Here is a 15,639-nt window from a genome sequence, read left to right as displayed (position 1 = left end):
TAAAAATGTTATTTGTGGTCTAAAAGCTTTCCTTTTGGGTTGCCCCTACCGTTCGTGCCGTAAGGGCAGAGTTAGTACGGCGCAACCGCGGAGCGGTGGGCATCAATGACCAACTGCTCGTTGATGGCGGGGAAAGCTCGCTGTGCACAGTTCTGGCGCGGGCAGGTGCGGCAGCCGGCGCCAATCGGCGTCGCGGCAGAAAGGGTATCGAGGTTAAGCCCTTGGGCGTAGACAGTGCGATTGGCGTGGCGGGCCTCGCAGCCCAAGCCGATGGAGAAGAGCTTGTTGGTATCCCCGAAACGGCCCTGCGGGTAGCTCACCGTGCGTGAAACCCAGAGGTAATTGCGCCCATCCGGCATCTGCGCCAGCTGGCGGGAAATGGTGTTGGGGCGTGAGAAGGACTCGTAGACATTCCACAGCGGGCAGGTGCCGCCGGAGTTGGAAAAGTGCACGCCCGTGGCTGACTGACGCTTGGACATGTTGCCCGCGCGGTCCACCCTCACAAAGGTAAAGGGGATGCCGCGCTTGTTGGGGCGCTGCAGCGTGGAAAGGCGGGAAGCAATCGTTTCATAGCCCACGCCGAACACGTTACAGAGGTACTCCACGTCATACCCGGATTGCTCCGCCTCACTATGGATGAGGCTATAAGGCAACAGGGTGGCTGCGGCGTAGTAGTTGGCGATTCCCCGCTTGGCCAAGTTGATTGAAGCATCTGAGGTGAAGGGTTCTTCGTCCACGAAGCCGCCAATAAGCCCACCCGCTTCCAGGAATCCCAGCTCGGCTGCCATGCGGAAGGCACGCTGGCCCACGCTCAAACGGCTGGCCAGGCGAAGAGTACCGCTGTCCTTGTCAAAGCGGTGCAGCGTGCCATCCATGCGGTCGGTGGTGAGAATCTCCACGCCGTGCTGGGATGTGAGCCTGTCATTCAGTGCCTGCTCAATATCGCGGATGTGGAAGGGGGTGACGCCGAGCTCCGCGGCGATCCCCTCCGCATGGATATCCAATTCATCGAGGTAATTCTGCCGGGCATAGAAGAAATCCCGAACCTCGTCGTGCGGCATGGATAGCGCCTGGCTGCCATCCGAGCGGCGGGTGTCGGTGGCAAGTGAAAGCTTGTCACGAATGTTGCGGTAGCGACGGTGGATATCCACGAGCGTGCGGGCGACGGTGGGGTGGTTATAAACCAACTCGGACAATTCCTGAAGTTCCACGGGGGAGGGGCAGATTTCCTGGTCTTGTACGACATCCTGGATTTCTGCCAGCAGGCGTGAGTCATCATCGCGGGAGAAGAACGTGGCATCAACGCCAAATGCTTCAGTGATTTTCAGCAAGACCGGGACGGTAAGCGGGCGCACGTCATGCTCAATCTGGTTGACGTAGCTCGCTGAAAGTCCCAGCGTAGCGGCGAGGGAAGCTTGGCTGAGATCACGTTCGCGGCGCAGCTGGCGCAGGCGCGAACCTACGTATGTCTTGCTCATGTGAGCTAGATTACCTAGTGCCTTTCACTCATAACAATATTTTTGCAAGGAATGTGTGAAGTATTTTAACTCCGCTGCGAAGTGGGGGTGTTGGCAGGGTGCTGGGCGGGCAATGAAGGGTGGATACCAAGCGAAAGTTTGACACCTAAAGGGGTAGGGTCGTCACTCGCGCCACACCCTGTGACAAAAGTCTCAACCGCGAAATGTTTTCGCAAGGTCAATATTGCGTAAAGGGAAGTGATCAAGGTAGAGCGGTAAAAGGGATAGACCACCTAAGGTGATCCTTGCCTTATCTTGAATCTTTCGGTGGGCCATAGGAGGGGGAAGGGGTGCGCAAAGCAAAGAGATAACTAGTGGTCAGCGTGAAGTTCTGCGTAAGGTAAGGACGACTATGGAGGTGTCATGTCTGTAAAAAATCCTGACCGTGAAGCCCTCGCTCACGGCCGTATTACTAATGAAACGATTCGTCCTAAGCCAGGAATTCCGTCCTGGGCTTTGAAACTGACGATGGCAATTACCGGTTTGTTCTTCGCGCTCTTCGTCGTGGGGCACATGGCCGGCAACTTGAAGCTTTACCTGCCGGCTCATGACGGCCAGGAAGCCCTCGATGCCTACGGTGCATTCCTGCGCAGCATGGGTGACCCGCTGATTCCGAGCGGTCACCTTCTGTGGATCATCCGCATCGTTTTGCTGGCTTGCGTGATCGCCCACATTTACGGTGCCTTCGCACTGACCGCTCGCTCCAAGGCATCCCGCGGTAAGTTCAAGCGCACCAACCTGATGGGCGGCATGGATTCCTTCGCTACGAAGACCATGCTGGTGACCGGCGTCGTGCTGCTCCTGTTCATCGTCTTCCACCTTCTGGATCTGACGATGGGTGTCCAGCCGATCGCTCCGGAGACTTTCGCTCATGGTGAAGTGAAGGCCAACATGATCGCTACCTTCTCCCGCTGGCCGGTGACCATCATCTACATCGTTGCCATGCTCTGCCTCTTCCTGCACCTGACCCACGGTATCCGCCTTGCGGCTTCCGACCTGGGCATCACCGGTGCTAAGTGGCGCGAGGTATTTGTCATCCTGGCGTACATCGTCCCGGCCGTCGTGTGCCTGGCAAACATCGTTATGCCGTTGTCCGTCGCCCTGGGCTGGGTCAGCTAAAGGAGTTTTGAACCCATGACTAACGCGAATACTGAACTCAAGCGCGAGCACCCGAACTTCTCGCACCCGCAGTCCATCGTCCCGGGCGTTAAGCCGGGCCGCATTCTGGAGTCCAACGAGCCGCACGGCGTCCCGATGAAGGACATGTGGAGCTACCAGAAGGACCACATGGAGCTGGTCTCCCCGCTGAACCGCCGTAAGTTCGAAATTATCGTCGTCGGCACCGGCCTGGCTGCTGGTTCCGCGGCGGCTGCTCTCGGCGAGCTGGGCTACAAGGTGAAGGTCTTCACCTACCACGACTCTCCGCGCCGTGCGCACTCCATTGCTGCGCAGGGTGGTGTGAACTCCTCTCGCCACAAGAAGGTGGATAACGACTCCGCTTACCGCCACACCAAGGACACCGTCAAGGGCGGCGACTACCGCTGCCGCGAGTCCGACTGCTGGCGCTTGGCTTATGAGTCCATCCGCGTCATCGACCACATGAACGCCATTGGCGCTCCGTTCGCTCGCGAGTACGGCGGCACCCTGGCTACCCGTTCCTTCGGTGGCGTGCAGGTCTCCCGTACCTACTACACCCGTGGCCAAACAGGTCAGCAGCTGCAGCTGTCCACCACGTCTGCGCTCTACCGCCAGATTGGCCTGGGCAACGTGGAGCTCTTCGCTCACCACGACCTGCAGGACATCATCACCTACACCGACGGTGACAAGAAGCGCGCCGGCGGCATCGTGACCCGTAACCTCATCACCGGCGAGCTCAAGGCCTTCACCGGCCACGCAGTTATCCTCGGTACCGGTGGTTACGGCAACGTCTACCACATGTCCACGCTGGCCAAGAACTCGAATGCCGGCGCCATGATGCGTGCGTACGAGAACGGTGCTTACCTGGCTTCCCCGGCATTCATCCAGTTCCACCCGACTGGCCTGCCGGTGAACTCCGAGTGGCAGTCCAAGACCATCCTCATGTCCGAGTCGCTGCGTAACGACGGCCGCATCTGGTCTCCGATCAAGGAGAAGGATGACCGTCCTGCCAACGAGATTCCGGAAGAGGAGCGCGATTACTTCCTGGAGCGCCGCTACCCGGCCTTCGGTAACCTCGTCCCGCGTGACGTGGCTTCCCGCGCCATCTCCCAGCAGATCAACAAGGGTCTGGGCGTTGGTCCGCTGCACAACTCCGTGTACCTGGACTTCCGCGACGCCATCGAGCGCCTGGGCAAGGACAAGATCCGCGAGCGCTATTCCAACCTCATCGAAATGTACGAAGAGGCCATTGGTGAGTCCGCTTATGAGACCCCGATGCGTATCGCTCCGACCTGCCACTTCACCATGGGTGGCCTGTGGACGGACTTCAACGAGATGACCACCATCGACGGCCTCTTCGCCGCCGGTGAGTGCTCCTGGACCTACCACGGTGCGAACCGCCTGGGTGCTAACTCCCTGCTGTCCGCTTCCGTTGATGGCTGGTTTACCCTGCCGTTCACCATCCCGAACTACCTGGCTCACCACCTGGGTGAGGCCAAGCTGGCTGAGGACTCGGCAGAGGCCAACGAGACTGTCGCTCGCGCACAGGCTCGCATCGACCGCCTCATGTCCATCCAGGGTCAGGATCCGCACGGCCCGGCGTACTACCACCGCCAGCTGGGTGACATCCTCTACTGGGGTTGTGGCGTGTCCCGTAACGTCGAGGACCTCAAGGTTGCCATCGAGAAGGTACGCGCACTGCGCAAGGAATTCTGGGCTAACGTCCGCATTACTGGCGACGCCAACGACATGAACCAGGTTCTCGAGTACGGTCTGCGTGTTGCTGACTACATCGACCTGGGCGAGCTCATGTGTATTGACGCCCTTGACCGCGACGAGTCCTGTGGTGCTCACTTCCGTGATGACCACCTCTCCGAGGACGGCGAGGCCGAGCGTGATGACGAGAACTGGTGCTTCGTTTCCGCATGGGAGCCGGGCGCCGCTGAGGGCGAGTTCATCCGCCACGCTGAGCCGCTGTACTTTGATTCGATCCCGCTGATGACAAGGAACTACAAGTAATGAAACTGACACTTGAGATCTGGCGTCAAGCCGGACCGACGCAAGAAGGCAAGTTCGAAACCGTGCAGGTTGACGACGCCGCCGAGCAGATGTCCATCCTGGAGTTGCTCGACCACGTCAACGACGGCCTCATTGAGGCCGGCAAGGAGCCGTTCGCATTCGCTTCCGACTGCCGTGAGGGTATCTGCGGTACCTGTGGCCTCCTGGTCAATGGCCGTCCACACGGCCCGGGACAGAACACCCCGGCCTGCCAGCAGCGCCTCTTCCAGTTCAAGGATGGCGACACCATCAAGCTGGAGCCTTTCCGCTCTGCTGCCTACCCGGTCATCAAGGACATGATCGTGGACCGCGCCAAGCTGGACCACGTCATGGAGCAGGGCGGCTACGTGTCCATGGATGCGGGTACCGCTCCGGACGCTGACACTCTGCACGTCAACCACGAGACCTCCGAGTACGCTCTGGACCACGCTGCCTGCATCGGCTGCGGTGCCTGTGTGGCATCCTGCCCGAACGGTGCTGCTCACCTGTTCACCGGCGCCAAGCTGGTTCACCTCTCCCTCATGCCGCTGGGCAAGGAAGAGCGTGGCCGCCGCGCACGCAACATGGTGGACGATCTGGAGCAGAACTTCGGCCACTGCTCGCTCTACGGCGAGTGCGCCGACGTGTGCCCGGCTGGTGTGCCGCTGACCGCGGTTTCTGCGGTTACCCGCGAACGTGCACGTGCTGCTTTCCGCGGCAAGGACGACTAAGCTATAGTCATTCACAGGATTAACAGGAACGAGAGAAAGTTTCAGCCATGAGCGACCTCAACCCGGCAGTTGCTGATCACCACAGCGAGACCTACCCGGAGTTCTCCGGTAAGATTCAGGACTCCTACATCGAGGGATATGACCCCGTTTCTTACGGTGCACCGCACTCTTCTTTGCTGCGCACCTCCACCTGGGTAGGCATGGGCTTGGTCCTCTCGATGCTGCCGGCAGCCGGCATCCTCATTTGGGGCCTCGGTACGTGGCTCTACCCGCAGGGCACCGCCGGTGCTGACTACCAAATCAACATCATCGTCGGCGCTATCGCGCTCGTCGTTGTTGCCATCCTCGCCGTCGGCTCCGTCAAGTATGGCCGCCGCTACTACCGCCAGTACCGCAAGGAAACCGGCCGCATCAACTAGGCACCTCCTAGGACGTTGAACGCCTAAGTTTCTGTACTGACACCACCACAACCCCTACCTCCAAACAGGCACATGGGAGACCATGTGAGGAGGTGGGGGTTGTTGGCGTTTGGGCCTGAGCGGCGGCCCGAGTGGGGGAGGTGAGGGGCAGGAGAATGGGAGGCAAAGGGGCGCCAGAGCGGGCGCCGGCGCTTGGCGACGTTTCCCGCTTCCCTTCCACGATGAAGGGAAGGGAGTTCTCAGTCTGACGTATTTAGGGCCTAGTTGTTTGGTTAGTAGTTTTCCACGGCGTACATCACCACGCTTTGATAGAAGTTTCCGTCCACAGGCAGTGACCGTTCCATGAACTCTGTACGGACGACCTCAAAAACATTAGAGCTTCCGCGCGAGACAAGGGCGGCGTCTAGCACCTGCGCAAATTGGTCTTCAACTTGTGAATTGCCCGCGTGCATTAACATCACGTCAAGCAGATCCTGGATACGACGAGCATGTTGAAATGCATCTGTTGCGGATACTGGCTCATTGACCAGACTTTCATCTGGCAGCGCAATACCATCCGCCTTATCCTCCATGGCAGCCACCGCCAAGCGTGCCATAGCGGCAGTCAACACACTCAGCGCGTCCTCACCACCAAGAATCAGGTTGGTGAACTTATCACTGTCAGCGCCCGCGCCTAAGACTGCAGTGAGTACCTTATCGCGCATTTTCGGAGATTTCGCGAGTGCTTCCATCGGATTCTTTGTGGCGAGTACTTCTACTTCATCGTCCTTGGCGAGTGCCTCCCATACGCCGTGGACCATGCGGGTATTCGCCGAGTTTGACATGTCGATCCCAGCAGCAGCGAACAACTCATTGACCTGTTCCACTGCTTGGCGAAACGCCCCTTGTAACGGATCAGCCGCGCCACCGGTAGACACACGCCCGTCGAACCCAGGCACCGGCAATGGTGCACGAGAATCCTCAGTTTTGAGCTCCAAATTTGCTGATTTATCCAAATCCCCAGTCACCGCTGTGGCGACAACATCCACGCCGGTGACGTAATCGTCCACGCGTTCCTTCTTACCTAGCTTGAGGTTGCGAACGAGGAGATCAGCGAAGATCGCACGTTTATGTAAACGCACATCCTGGAAGTCAATGAACTGGCTTAAGAAATCCCAAGCGTGAACGTACTTGACCAAGTTGGCGCGAAAATCCGTCGCTACGGCTTCATTCTCCTTGTTTCGAGTGAAGAGAGCATCTAGATAGAAATCCGTCCAGCGCGTCACAACGGGGTCAATACCGATACGGATGAGGCTGTCCTTCTTCTTCACGTCCACACCCGGGTCCATGACCACGTTGGCGAGGGCTTCCATTTCTCTCACGTCATAGAATTGCGAGGTATCCAGAATCCGAGCCAAATCGCTGAGCACGTTGGGATCAACGTCAGTGTCGATAGACGCTTGTGAGTAGTACGGCTGGAATGCGTGCAGGATTGTCTCGGGGTCATTGATGAAATCGACCACGTAGGTCTTGGATTTCTTCTTCACCGGAAGTGTGCGGTTCAGTCGAGATAGCGTCTGTACCGCCATGACCCCAGATAGTGGCTTATCCACGTACATGGCGGAAAGACGTGGTTCATCAAATCCAGTTTGATACTTATTCGCCACGATCAAGAATTTGTAGGACTCACCATCAAACATCTTGGTGGTCTCCATGCGGCGTTTACCCTCAGGCGCGTTCTCATTATTGAGCGAGAATTCGGTGACAAGTTCTTCCACGTCCGGATCTTTCGAAACATTCAACGATCCGGAAAACGCCACGAGTGCTTCAAGCCCTCGATACTTCGGGTCAGCCTGGATTACGTCTTGCACCGCTCTAAACCAGCTGTATGCGCTCATACGGTCATCGCAGACCACCATTGCTTTGGCTGTGGACCCAAGCAGGCTGCGCACGTTGTTGTGGAAGTGTTCGACGGCAACTTGTGCCTTGGAATGGATGGACTTCTCGTGGGAGCGAACGAACTGCTTGAGAGCGGACTTGGCTTCACCAAGATTGACCTCATCTTCGCGCCCGAGCTTGTCCTCAATCCTGGCGTACAGGTTCAGCGAAATGTAGTTCTGGAGCACATCCAGAATGAAGTGTTCATCGATTGCCTGCGCCATGGAATAGAGATCAAATGCCACGCGCTTGTCCGGGTTATCCGGTTCGGGTTCACCAAACACCGCAAGAGTTCTTGCTTTCGGTGTGGCGGTGAGCGCCACTATGGTGATATTGGAAGAACGCGCCACAGCAGAGTCGCGTTGTTGCTGGAGTTTGTCTTTTTCGGCGCGGCTAAGCTTGGCTGGCTGGGGTGGGGTAAGTGCGTCATTGTGGGACGCGTCTACCATCGACGAATCTTCGCTAGTTTCGGAAGCCGCAGCGGCTCGCGACGCTGCGTTCGCGATCTCATCAGGCGTATCCGAAAGCGTCTCTAAAAGCGTGCGCGATGCCTTACCGTGCTGGGATGAATGTGCTTCATCGATAATCACCAGCCAGCGGCGGTTCCGCAATTTCGGAGAACGATCAATCGTCTGCGCCAGCGCGGGGAAGGTTTGCAGCGTACAAGATAAAATTCGTTTGCCCTGGGTTAGATAATGATTGAGTTTCTCCGACTTGGACGTGGCATCGTTGGTGATGTTGATGACCATGCCCTCGGAAGCCTGGAGTAGCGAAAGCCCATCAGCGACGTTTTTATCCAGTACAGTGCGGTCAGTCACGACGATGACACAATCAAACAGTTTCGTGCCGTCCGTGTGGATCATCTTGTTCGCGCGGTGCGCCATCCACGCAATTGTTTTTGTCTTTCCAGAACCAGCAGAGTGCTGAATGAGATAGCGCTTGCCTGTTCCGTTTGCGACAACATCGGCGGTGACTCGCTCTACAGAGCGCAACTGGTGGAAACGCGGGAAGATTAAGCGTCCTTCATTTCCTTTCGAGGACGGCTCCCACAGCGCGTAATCCTTTAGGATGCGCAACAGTAGATCCGGCGAGCAGACCCATTCCCAGAGATAGGAAACGTTATAGCCTTTCGGGTTGTCGGGGTTGCCCGCGCGCCCTTCTTCGGTTCCCTGGTTGAACGGGAGGAAAACCGTTTCCGCACCCTTCAACTCGGTGGTCATCAAGACCTCGCGAGAAGACACCGCGAAGTGGACAAGGCAGCGTCCAGGGTTGAGCAGCGGGCGCTTCGCCTTATTCGGTTTACGATCCTGCCTGTACTGACGAACAGCATCATCGATGGTTTGAGTGTTGTCTGTCTTGAGTTCCATCGTGATGACGGGAATTCCATTGACCAACAAAACAAGGTCAATTTCATTACCGTCACCTTTTTCGAAGTGTACTTGTTGGAGCACACGTAGGCGGTTGTCTTTCGCCTTCTCGATAACGTCCGTTTTCGCCGGGTCGTAAGGGAAGAATCCCGCCATGTCCGGGAAATTGACGGTGCCAAGATCCGTCTGGGTGAATGAGAAACCATCTCGCAAAGTGCCGAGAAGTCCACCATTGACTTTTTTACTGATTCCGTCCAACAGCGGAGTGGAATCGAGCTCTTTTTTCAGGCGATTGAGCAGTCGGCGTTCGCGGGACTGACGTTCCGCGTCGTTCGCAGTCGGCGGGATAGCCCGCTCATATTTCTCGGGGTACTGGGCTTTCAGCCAGTGGAGCACGTCTTCAGGAAACAATCCCAGTTCGGGGGAGAAACCCTTGTCGTTGTCTCCCTTATTCCAAATCCAGCCTTGGTTATTGAGGGCTCGACAGATAGTCTCTTCCATTGCTTCTTCGTGGACTGGGTTCACCATGATTAGACCTCTTTTCGCCCGGTAACGACTTCAGTGATCAGAGCTGTCTTACGTGCTTTCAGGTTCTCGATGAGTCGAGTGGATTCCTCGATGAGGGAGTCCATTTTGGAGGTTTCTCGTCGCAATCGATCAGCGATCGACTGCTGCACTTCTAAAGCCAGAACCGGATAAGGAAGAGATTTGATGGAACTCACATTTATCCGCTTCAGAGTGGAACCTACTGTATTCATATCGACTGTTTGCTTAAGTGCATTGGATTGCAGAAAGTAAAACAGTAGACGAGAGTCGTTCTTTTCGTTGTTTTTGAAAATCACCACATCCTGCCCTAACGCAATTGGTGGGTCAGACTCCTTTACAATTGATGATTTTCCAACACTTGCATTTCGACTCATGATCACGTCACCTGGGGAGGGCTTTCGTTCGCCCTCCCGCAAGTTCGAGAAGGTACCGCTATCTGTTCGATTTGCACCATCCAAGATGAGATCCTCGGAACCGAGTTGCTCAATACTCACCAAATAGTTTTTACCACTGTCAATAAAAGGAGCTGTAATGTGAAGGCAATCGACTACCTTCCAGGAAAGTGCTAATGGTGCGACCGGGAAACCCGCAAGGAGGTTGTCGATTAGCATTGGCTTTCTAGCACGGAGATTCCGGACCAGCTCCTTGAACTCTTCGATCATCGCGTCCATCTCGCTGATTTCCTTATCGAGGTAATCCGCGATACGGTGCTGGGTCTCGAGATTGGGAAGTGGAATTGTCAATGACGAAACTACTTGCTGGGGAATCGAGACACGAGTAACTCCGTTTGCTCGCTTTTCCCAGTATTCGCCGGTCTCCCTAGTGAGCATCGAATAGTAGAGAAACTTTGGGAAAGCTTTTTGGGGATGAGCACGAAGAATTGTCAAGTGATAACCACAGACGAGCGAATCATGAGTTGAATCTACGTATGCAGGGATGCCGATATCATCCGCTGTTTCGGAGTCCTTTGTGATAATGACATCACCCTCGGACAACCGGAGCCTCTCAATCTGATCCGGGGAAGCGGTTGCTTTCATGAAAGCTAAATCCGCTGTGATTGTGTCGTTGTAGTAAACGTCCGTGTAATTGCACAGTTCGACAGCGGGTTCATCCGGCTTTGATTTCTTATCGACATTCGATTGCAAGATTGCGGAGATTAACCCCAACTTGCTTGGCTGGAACTCAGTCATCTGAACGTACCTCCCCAAACATTGCGTAAATACGTTCCAGGGAGGCAGCAATATCTGCGTCCAACTCTTCCAAGGAGCGCGACTCTTCCGGTTTGTAGAACAAACGGGTCAGTGGCAGTTCCGTTCCCACCTTCGCTAAGGACTCATCCCACTGCATATCTGGTACGAACGGCAACACTTCACGCTCCATGTGCTCGGATACGTCTTCTAGGTACGGCACGCGCTCAATCACCTTCGAAGATGTATCTACAACCGGATTCCCCTTCTCGTCCAGGGATGCGGGCGCGTTCTCATCTTCCGCAGCCAATGATTTCATGATGTGGCGAAGCAGTGGCGCGCCCATTTTCACCCCGTGCGACTTGGCGGAAGCCTTCAGCGCTTTTGGCAGATCGTTGTAATCGCGTCCCTGCATCTCGCGGATGACGTTTTCGTGTTCTGGAAAAGCGGACTTGTGCTTCATGGCTTCTGAAACGGTCTCGTCAGTCACGTTTACGGCGTAGTGCGCCACCTTAAACATCGGTACGTCCCGGTACGTGAGCTCATCAGCGGTGACGATGAGGGAGTGCTCGGATTCCGCGAAATCCTTGTAAATCTTCGTAATCTCGCGGATATTGTCTTCTGAAAATTCGACCCGCTTTTGTCCCATGTTCTTACGCATCGGAGCACAAATATCGGTCGCGTCGATGAACTGGATCTTGCCACGGCGACGCGGTTCCTTGTTCTGGTCCAAAATCCAGACGTAGGTGGCAATGCCGGTGTTGTAGAACATGTCATTTGGTAGCGCAATAATCGCGTCAAGAACTTCAGTCCCGCCTTGTGCACCGATGAGGTATTTGCGGATGCTGTCCGGGCCGGATTCGGCATCACCCGTAAAAAGTGGGGAGCCGTTTGTAACAACAGCAGCCCGCCCGCCCTTCGTGGCTCCATCAGCCGGCGCAAGTTTGTGCGCGATGTGCATCAAAAACAGCATCTGTCCGTCACTGACAGCGGGTAGACCTTCAGCAAAACGGGGATCGCCCTGGTCTTGCAGTTTCTTAACGTCCTTTTGGAACGCCTTCCAGGATGTGCCGTAGGGAGGGTTCGCCATGATGTAGTCGAACGTGTCACCGGCGTATTGATCGTTAGTCAGTGAGTTACCGAACTTGAGCACCTCTGGGTCTTTAAAACCCTGCATGAGCAGGTCGGACTTGCCCATTGCGAAGGAAGCTTCCTTCAACTCCTGTCCGGCAATAACAACCTCAATGCCTGGGTTGATTGCACGAAGCGCGTCACGAGCAGCGATCAACATGCCGCATGTACCGGCAGTTGGGTCATAGACGGAACGGATAATGCCGTCTTCCTCTAACTCGGTGTCATCTGAGGTAAACAAGATGGAAGTCATCAGACGGATCGCATCGCGTGGGGTGTAGAACTCACCGGCATCTTTCGCTTTGCGGGCGAAGGAGCGGTACATCAGGTTCTCAAAGATGTCACCCATCGTCTGGTCCTGGAGCGCTTCATCAGACATGTCGATGGATGCGAAATGGTTAACCACATTCCACAGTTGATTATTGCGGTCGAGGAAATCGATGAGTTTGTCAAACTCGAACGCATCCCAAACCTCAAGAATGTTCGGGGAGAAGGTGTTGAGATATTGCTTCAATCCTGGCTTGAGAGCGTCATCTGACGTTGCCAAGCGCTCTAGTGACAGTTCAGATGTGTTCCAGAAGCGGAGTTTGAACAGGTTCTCGATCTTGAGGGCGACGATTGCGGGGTCTGTCCCCTTCGCGTTCTCACGGTGAACGAGGTCAAGTACGCCCTGTTTGGTGGATTCCAAGCGTCCTTCGAGTCGGCGGAGCACTGTGAACGGGATGATGTAATCACCGTAATTTTCCGCGGGGACGATAAGGCGTAGGTAGTCATCGGCAGTCTGCCAGATTGCAGCATTAAGGCTGTTGACCTTGGAGTTTTGTTTCGGCGTAATAGAATTGAGAATTTCTGAAGTACTAGACATAAAGCATTACCAATTCGTGTGAATTGTTCTATCTACTAATTCTTTGATTGTTTCACAGTTCGTTGTCCTCAGAACGCCATACCTGGTGTTTCCAGCATGCGGGTTAGGGCTTCAGGGCGAATTCGTTGCGAGTACTGATGCGGCGGCCGAGTGTGTCTCCTATGCGCACTAGTGTTAGAGAACGAAGCTTCACTTCGTCTTTGACACCCCAAGGAGAACCACCCATGACGCACCGCGCAGACGCAGGGCTTGAGCCGGCTCGGGAAACGTCGGCGTCGCAGACGTCGTTTGTGCCGCAGCCAGGAAACCAGGAGGCGCGCCGGGCGGACCTGCGCCGCTGGAAGGCGATTGCGCTGTCCTTCCTGATTGCTGCGGCGGTGATCTTTCTGGGGTGCTCGTGGTGGCAGGCGTCGGCAAGCGGGGCTCCCGTCTGGGTGGGCTACGTGCGCGCGGCAGCGGAGGCAGGAATGGTCGGTGGACTGGCGGACTGGTTCGCAGTGACCGCGCTGTTCCGCCGGCCCATGGGGCTGCCCATCCCGCACACCGCGCTCATCCCCAACAACAAGGACCGCGTGGGTGATGCGCTCAAGGACTTCGTTGAGGAGAACTTCCTCACCGCGGATGCACTCAGCGCCAAGGTGCGGGAGGCAGAGATACCGCTGTGGCTGGCGCGCCAGGGCGTGGAGCCTGGTCGGGCGGAGGAGGTCTCCGCGTGGATTGGTGAGCGCGCAGCCAGCGTGGTCGCGGACCTAGACCCGGCGGAGGCGGAGCAGTTCATCCGCACCCAGGTCATGGACCGTCTGGCAGAGCCGGAGTGGGGTCCGCCGCTGGGCCGTCTGCTGGAGGGCTATATCGCCGAAGGCAAGGCGCGGCCGCTGGAGGATGACCTGATTGACTGGGCACACGGCAAGATCCTCGGAATGGAATCCACCGTGGTCACCGCCATCGATGAGCGCATGCCCGGCTGGGCGCCGCGCTTTGCCCGCGAGATGGTGGGGGAGAAGGTCTACGCCGAGCTCGTGGAATTCGCCGATGAGGTCCGCCGCAACGGCAACCACGAAGCCCGCCTGGCCATTCGCCGCAACCTGTCGAAGCTGGCTTCGGACCTGCAGTGGGATGAGGACATGCGCGGGCGAATCGAGGGAATCAAGCAGGAGATGCTGGCCTCCGATCAGGCGCAGAAGGCCCCGGCGGCAATGTGGGCGACGGTCTCCTCCACGCTCATTGAACAGCTCACCGACCCGGAGTCCTTCTTGCGCCAGAAGATCACCGCCAAGGTGAAGGAATTGGCGCACCGTCTGCTAGAGGATTCGGAGTTCCTGACCCAGGCCAACGAGCTGGTGGATAAGGCCGCGCGCTACGCGGTGGAGAAGTTTGCACCGGAGATCATCGCGATTATTCCAGAGACCATTAAGCGCTGGGATGCCCAGGAGGCTTCCGAGAACATCGAGCTCATGGTGGGCAAGGACCTGCAGTTCATTCGCCTGAACGGCACGGTCGTGGGTGCACTGGCTGGGTTGGTTATCTACACTGTTAATCATCTGCTTTTTGGCGTCTAACAAGGAGTGACGACCATGTCCGTATTTGACTCAATCAAGAATGCCGGTTCCTCTGCTTTTGATGTGGCCAAGGATTTTGGTGGCCGTTTCAAGGAAGAGCGCCAGAACCAGGCCCAGAGTGCGCAGGCGGATCGCATTGCCCGCGCCGCCGATGCGGCGGGCATGGGTGATGGCACCGCGAAGGAAGAGTCCTTCTTCGACCGCGTGACCTCCACGGCGAAGAACCTGGGGGAGTCCGTGTCCTCCGCAGCGCGTGAGACCCGCAACTCGGAGTCTTTTGAGAAGGCCCGTGAGGATTTCAACACCGCCTTCACCGAGACCCGTGAGGGTGTGCAGGGCGCTATCAACAACGCCAAGGAGCAGCGCGCGGAGGGCAAGCATGCCCAGCAGCCGCAGAGCCCACGCAACCCTTATGCCCCGAAGCCGAATGATGATGTCATTGACGGCGAAGTAGTTGACGAGAACTAGTTAGTCTTTCTTGATGCACACTTTTTTAAACATTATTGCGTCGATACCGCACTACATCTTTATGGCGGTATCCCTCTTTGCCCTCATCGGTGCTGTCCTAGCGGCGATGACGCGGGAGGATGCTTTCCGCGCCGGTGACCGCCAGAACAAGTGGGTATGGGTGGGGCTGCTCTTTGGTTCCGCCCTGGTGATGAACCTGCCGCTGCCATTTGTTAGCTGGATTGGTGCCATCATCACCGGCGTGTACTGGTTCGATGTGCGCCCGCAGCTCAAGGCCATCATCAACGGCGATTATTCCTACTAATGCTGAATCTGCTTGAGGCCTCCGTGGAAGAGGTGCGAACCCAGTCGGCGGGGCAACAGCGAGTGTTGGTCTCCCCGCATCATGTGCTTGCCGCTGAGGGCGCCGAGCACGTCATTGCCGTTGCCGGTTATCCCACCGGGCGCCACCACTCGTTGGTGAAGGCGGCGGAGGCGCGGCTGGCAGTTCAGTCTGGTGCCGCGGAGGTGTGGGTCGCGGTGGATGCACTGCTAGGGGATGCCACCTCGCTCCTCTCAGAGCTCGTCACCCTCCGCGAGGCCTGCCCGCTGCCCGTGCGCTTGGGGCTCATTCTTCCTGAGCATTCGGCTCTGCCGTTGCCGGAGTATGTGCGTGCTGCCGAGCAGGCGGGCTATCAGTGCCTGGTGGATCCGGGGTCCGTCGTTTCAGACGACGAACCCTTGGATACGCAACTTGCCATAGAGAGCCTCTAACTCTC

At 56.8% G+C, this 15,639-nt stretch carries 12 protein-coding genes; 8 read left to right on the top strand and 4 right to left on the bottom strand.

Translation table 11 applies throughout. The features are described from left to right. Positions 1 to 71 precede the first annotated feature (71 nt). Positions 72 to 1,478 (bottom strand): acetate metabolism transcriptional regulator RamB, encoded by a 1,407-nt coding sequence (gene ramB / locus HMPREF2743_RS10580; RefSeq protein ID WP_070818784.1) that lies wholly within the window; start codon positions 1,476 to 1,478, stop codon positions 72 to 74. A gap of 402 nt (positions 1,479 to 1,880) precedes the next feature. Here ramB and HMPREF2743_RS10575 point away from each other — a divergent pair, with 402 nt between their 5' ends. From HMPREF2743_RS10575 to HMPREF2743_RS10560, 4 genes are read left to right on the top strand one after another with little or no spacing between them, the layout of a single operon-like run. Beyond that, complete coding sequence (locus HMPREF2743_RS10575; RefSeq protein WP_070527644.1) at positions 1,881 to 2,636, top strand: succinate dehydrogenase cytochrome b subunit; 756 nt, start codon at positions 1,881 to 1,883, stop codon at positions 2,634 to 2,636. 15 nt (positions 2,637 to 2,651) lie between these two features. Further along, positions 2,652 to 4,673, top strand: a complete 2,022-nt coding sequence (locus HMPREF2743_RS10570) for a fumarate reductase/succinate dehydrogenase flavoprotein subunit (RefSeq protein WP_070527638.1) — start codon at positions 2,652 to 2,654, stop codon at positions 4,671 to 4,673. Further along, complete coding sequence (locus tag HMPREF2743_RS10565) at positions 4,673 to 5,422, top strand: succinate dehydrogenase/fumarate reductase iron-sulfur subunit (protein ID WP_070527635.1); 750 nt, start codon at positions 4,673 to 4,675, stop codon at positions 5,420 to 5,422. The genes HMPREF2743_RS10570 and HMPREF2743_RS10565 overlap by 1 nt, the downstream gene beginning before the upstream one ends. A gap of 47 nt (positions 5,423 to 5,469) precedes the next feature. After that, on the top strand, positions 5,470 to 5,841 hold the full coding sequence (locus tag HMPREF2743_RS10560) for a hypothetical protein (protein WP_070818783.1): 372 nt from the start codon (positions 5,470 to 5,472) through the stop codon (positions 5,839 to 5,841). Between the two features lie 272 nt (positions 5,842 to 6,113). On the opposite strand, the gene HMPREF2743_RS10555 is transcribed toward HMPREF2743_RS10560, so the two are convergent. The 3 genes from HMPREF2743_RS10555 to HMPREF2743_RS10545 are packed head-to-tail and all read right to left on the bottom strand — an operon-like array spanning position 6,114 to position 12,854. Further along, positions 6,114 to 9,653, bottom strand: a complete 3,540-nt coding sequence (locus HMPREF2743_RS10555; protein WP_070818782.1) for a type I restriction endonuclease subunit R — start codon at positions 9,651 to 9,653, stop codon at positions 6,114 to 6,116. A gap of 2 nt (positions 9,654 to 9,655) precedes the next feature. Then, complete coding sequence (locus HMPREF2743_RS10550; RefSeq protein ID WP_070527632.1) at positions 9,656 to 10,861, bottom strand: restriction endonuclease subunit S; 1,206 nt, start codon at positions 10,859 to 10,861, stop codon at positions 9,656 to 9,658. Next, a complete protein-coding gene (locus HMPREF2743_RS10545) occupies positions 10,854 to 12,854 on the bottom strand; it encodes a type I restriction-modification system subunit M (RefSeq protein WP_070744531.1) in 2,001 nt (666 codons plus the stop codon). The genes HMPREF2743_RS10550 and HMPREF2743_RS10545 overlap by 8 nt, the downstream gene beginning before the upstream one ends. A gap of 224 nt (positions 12,855 to 13,078) precedes the next feature. Here HMPREF2743_RS10545 and HMPREF2743_RS10540 point away from each other — a divergent pair, with 224 nt between their 5' ends. The 4 genes from HMPREF2743_RS10540 to HMPREF2743_RS10525 are packed head-to-tail and all read left to right on the top strand — an operon-like array spanning position 13,079 to position 15,634. Continuing rightward, on the top strand, positions 13,079 to 14,413 hold the full coding sequence (locus tag HMPREF2743_RS10540; protein WP_070526159.1) for a DUF445 domain-containing protein: 1,335 nt from the start codon (positions 13,079 to 13,081) through the stop codon (positions 14,411 to 14,413). Positions 14,414 to 14,428: 15 nt separating this feature from the next. Beyond that, positions 14,429 to 14,881 carry a CGLAU_01105 family protein gene (locus tag HMPREF2743_RS10535; protein WP_070526157.1) on the top strand — a complete coding sequence of 151 codons (453 nt, stop codon included), beginning with the start codon at positions 14,429 to 14,431 and terminating at the stop codon, positions 14,879 to 14,881. Positions 14,882 to 14,894: 13 nt separating this feature from the next. Further along, on the top strand, positions 14,895 to 15,185 hold the full coding sequence (locus HMPREF2743_RS10530; RefSeq protein WP_070526155.1) for a DUF2516 family protein: 291 nt from the start codon (positions 14,895 to 14,897) through the stop codon (positions 15,183 to 15,185). Beyond that, positions 15,185 to 15,634, top strand: a complete 450-nt coding sequence (locus tag HMPREF2743_RS10525) for a deoxyribose-phosphate aldolase (protein ID WP_070526153.1) — start codon at positions 15,185 to 15,187, stop codon at positions 15,632 to 15,634. The genes HMPREF2743_RS10530 and HMPREF2743_RS10525 overlap by 1 nt, the downstream gene beginning before the upstream one ends. Positions 15,635 to 15,639 lie beyond the last annotated feature (5 nt).

This window comes from Corynebacterium sp. HMSC036D02, from assembly GCF_001836165.1.
Classification (GTDB): domain Bacteria; phylum Actinomycetota; class Actinomycetes; order Mycobacteriales; family Mycobacteriaceae; genus Corynebacterium.
This window is presented reverse-complemented; position numbering and strand designations above follow the sequence as displayed.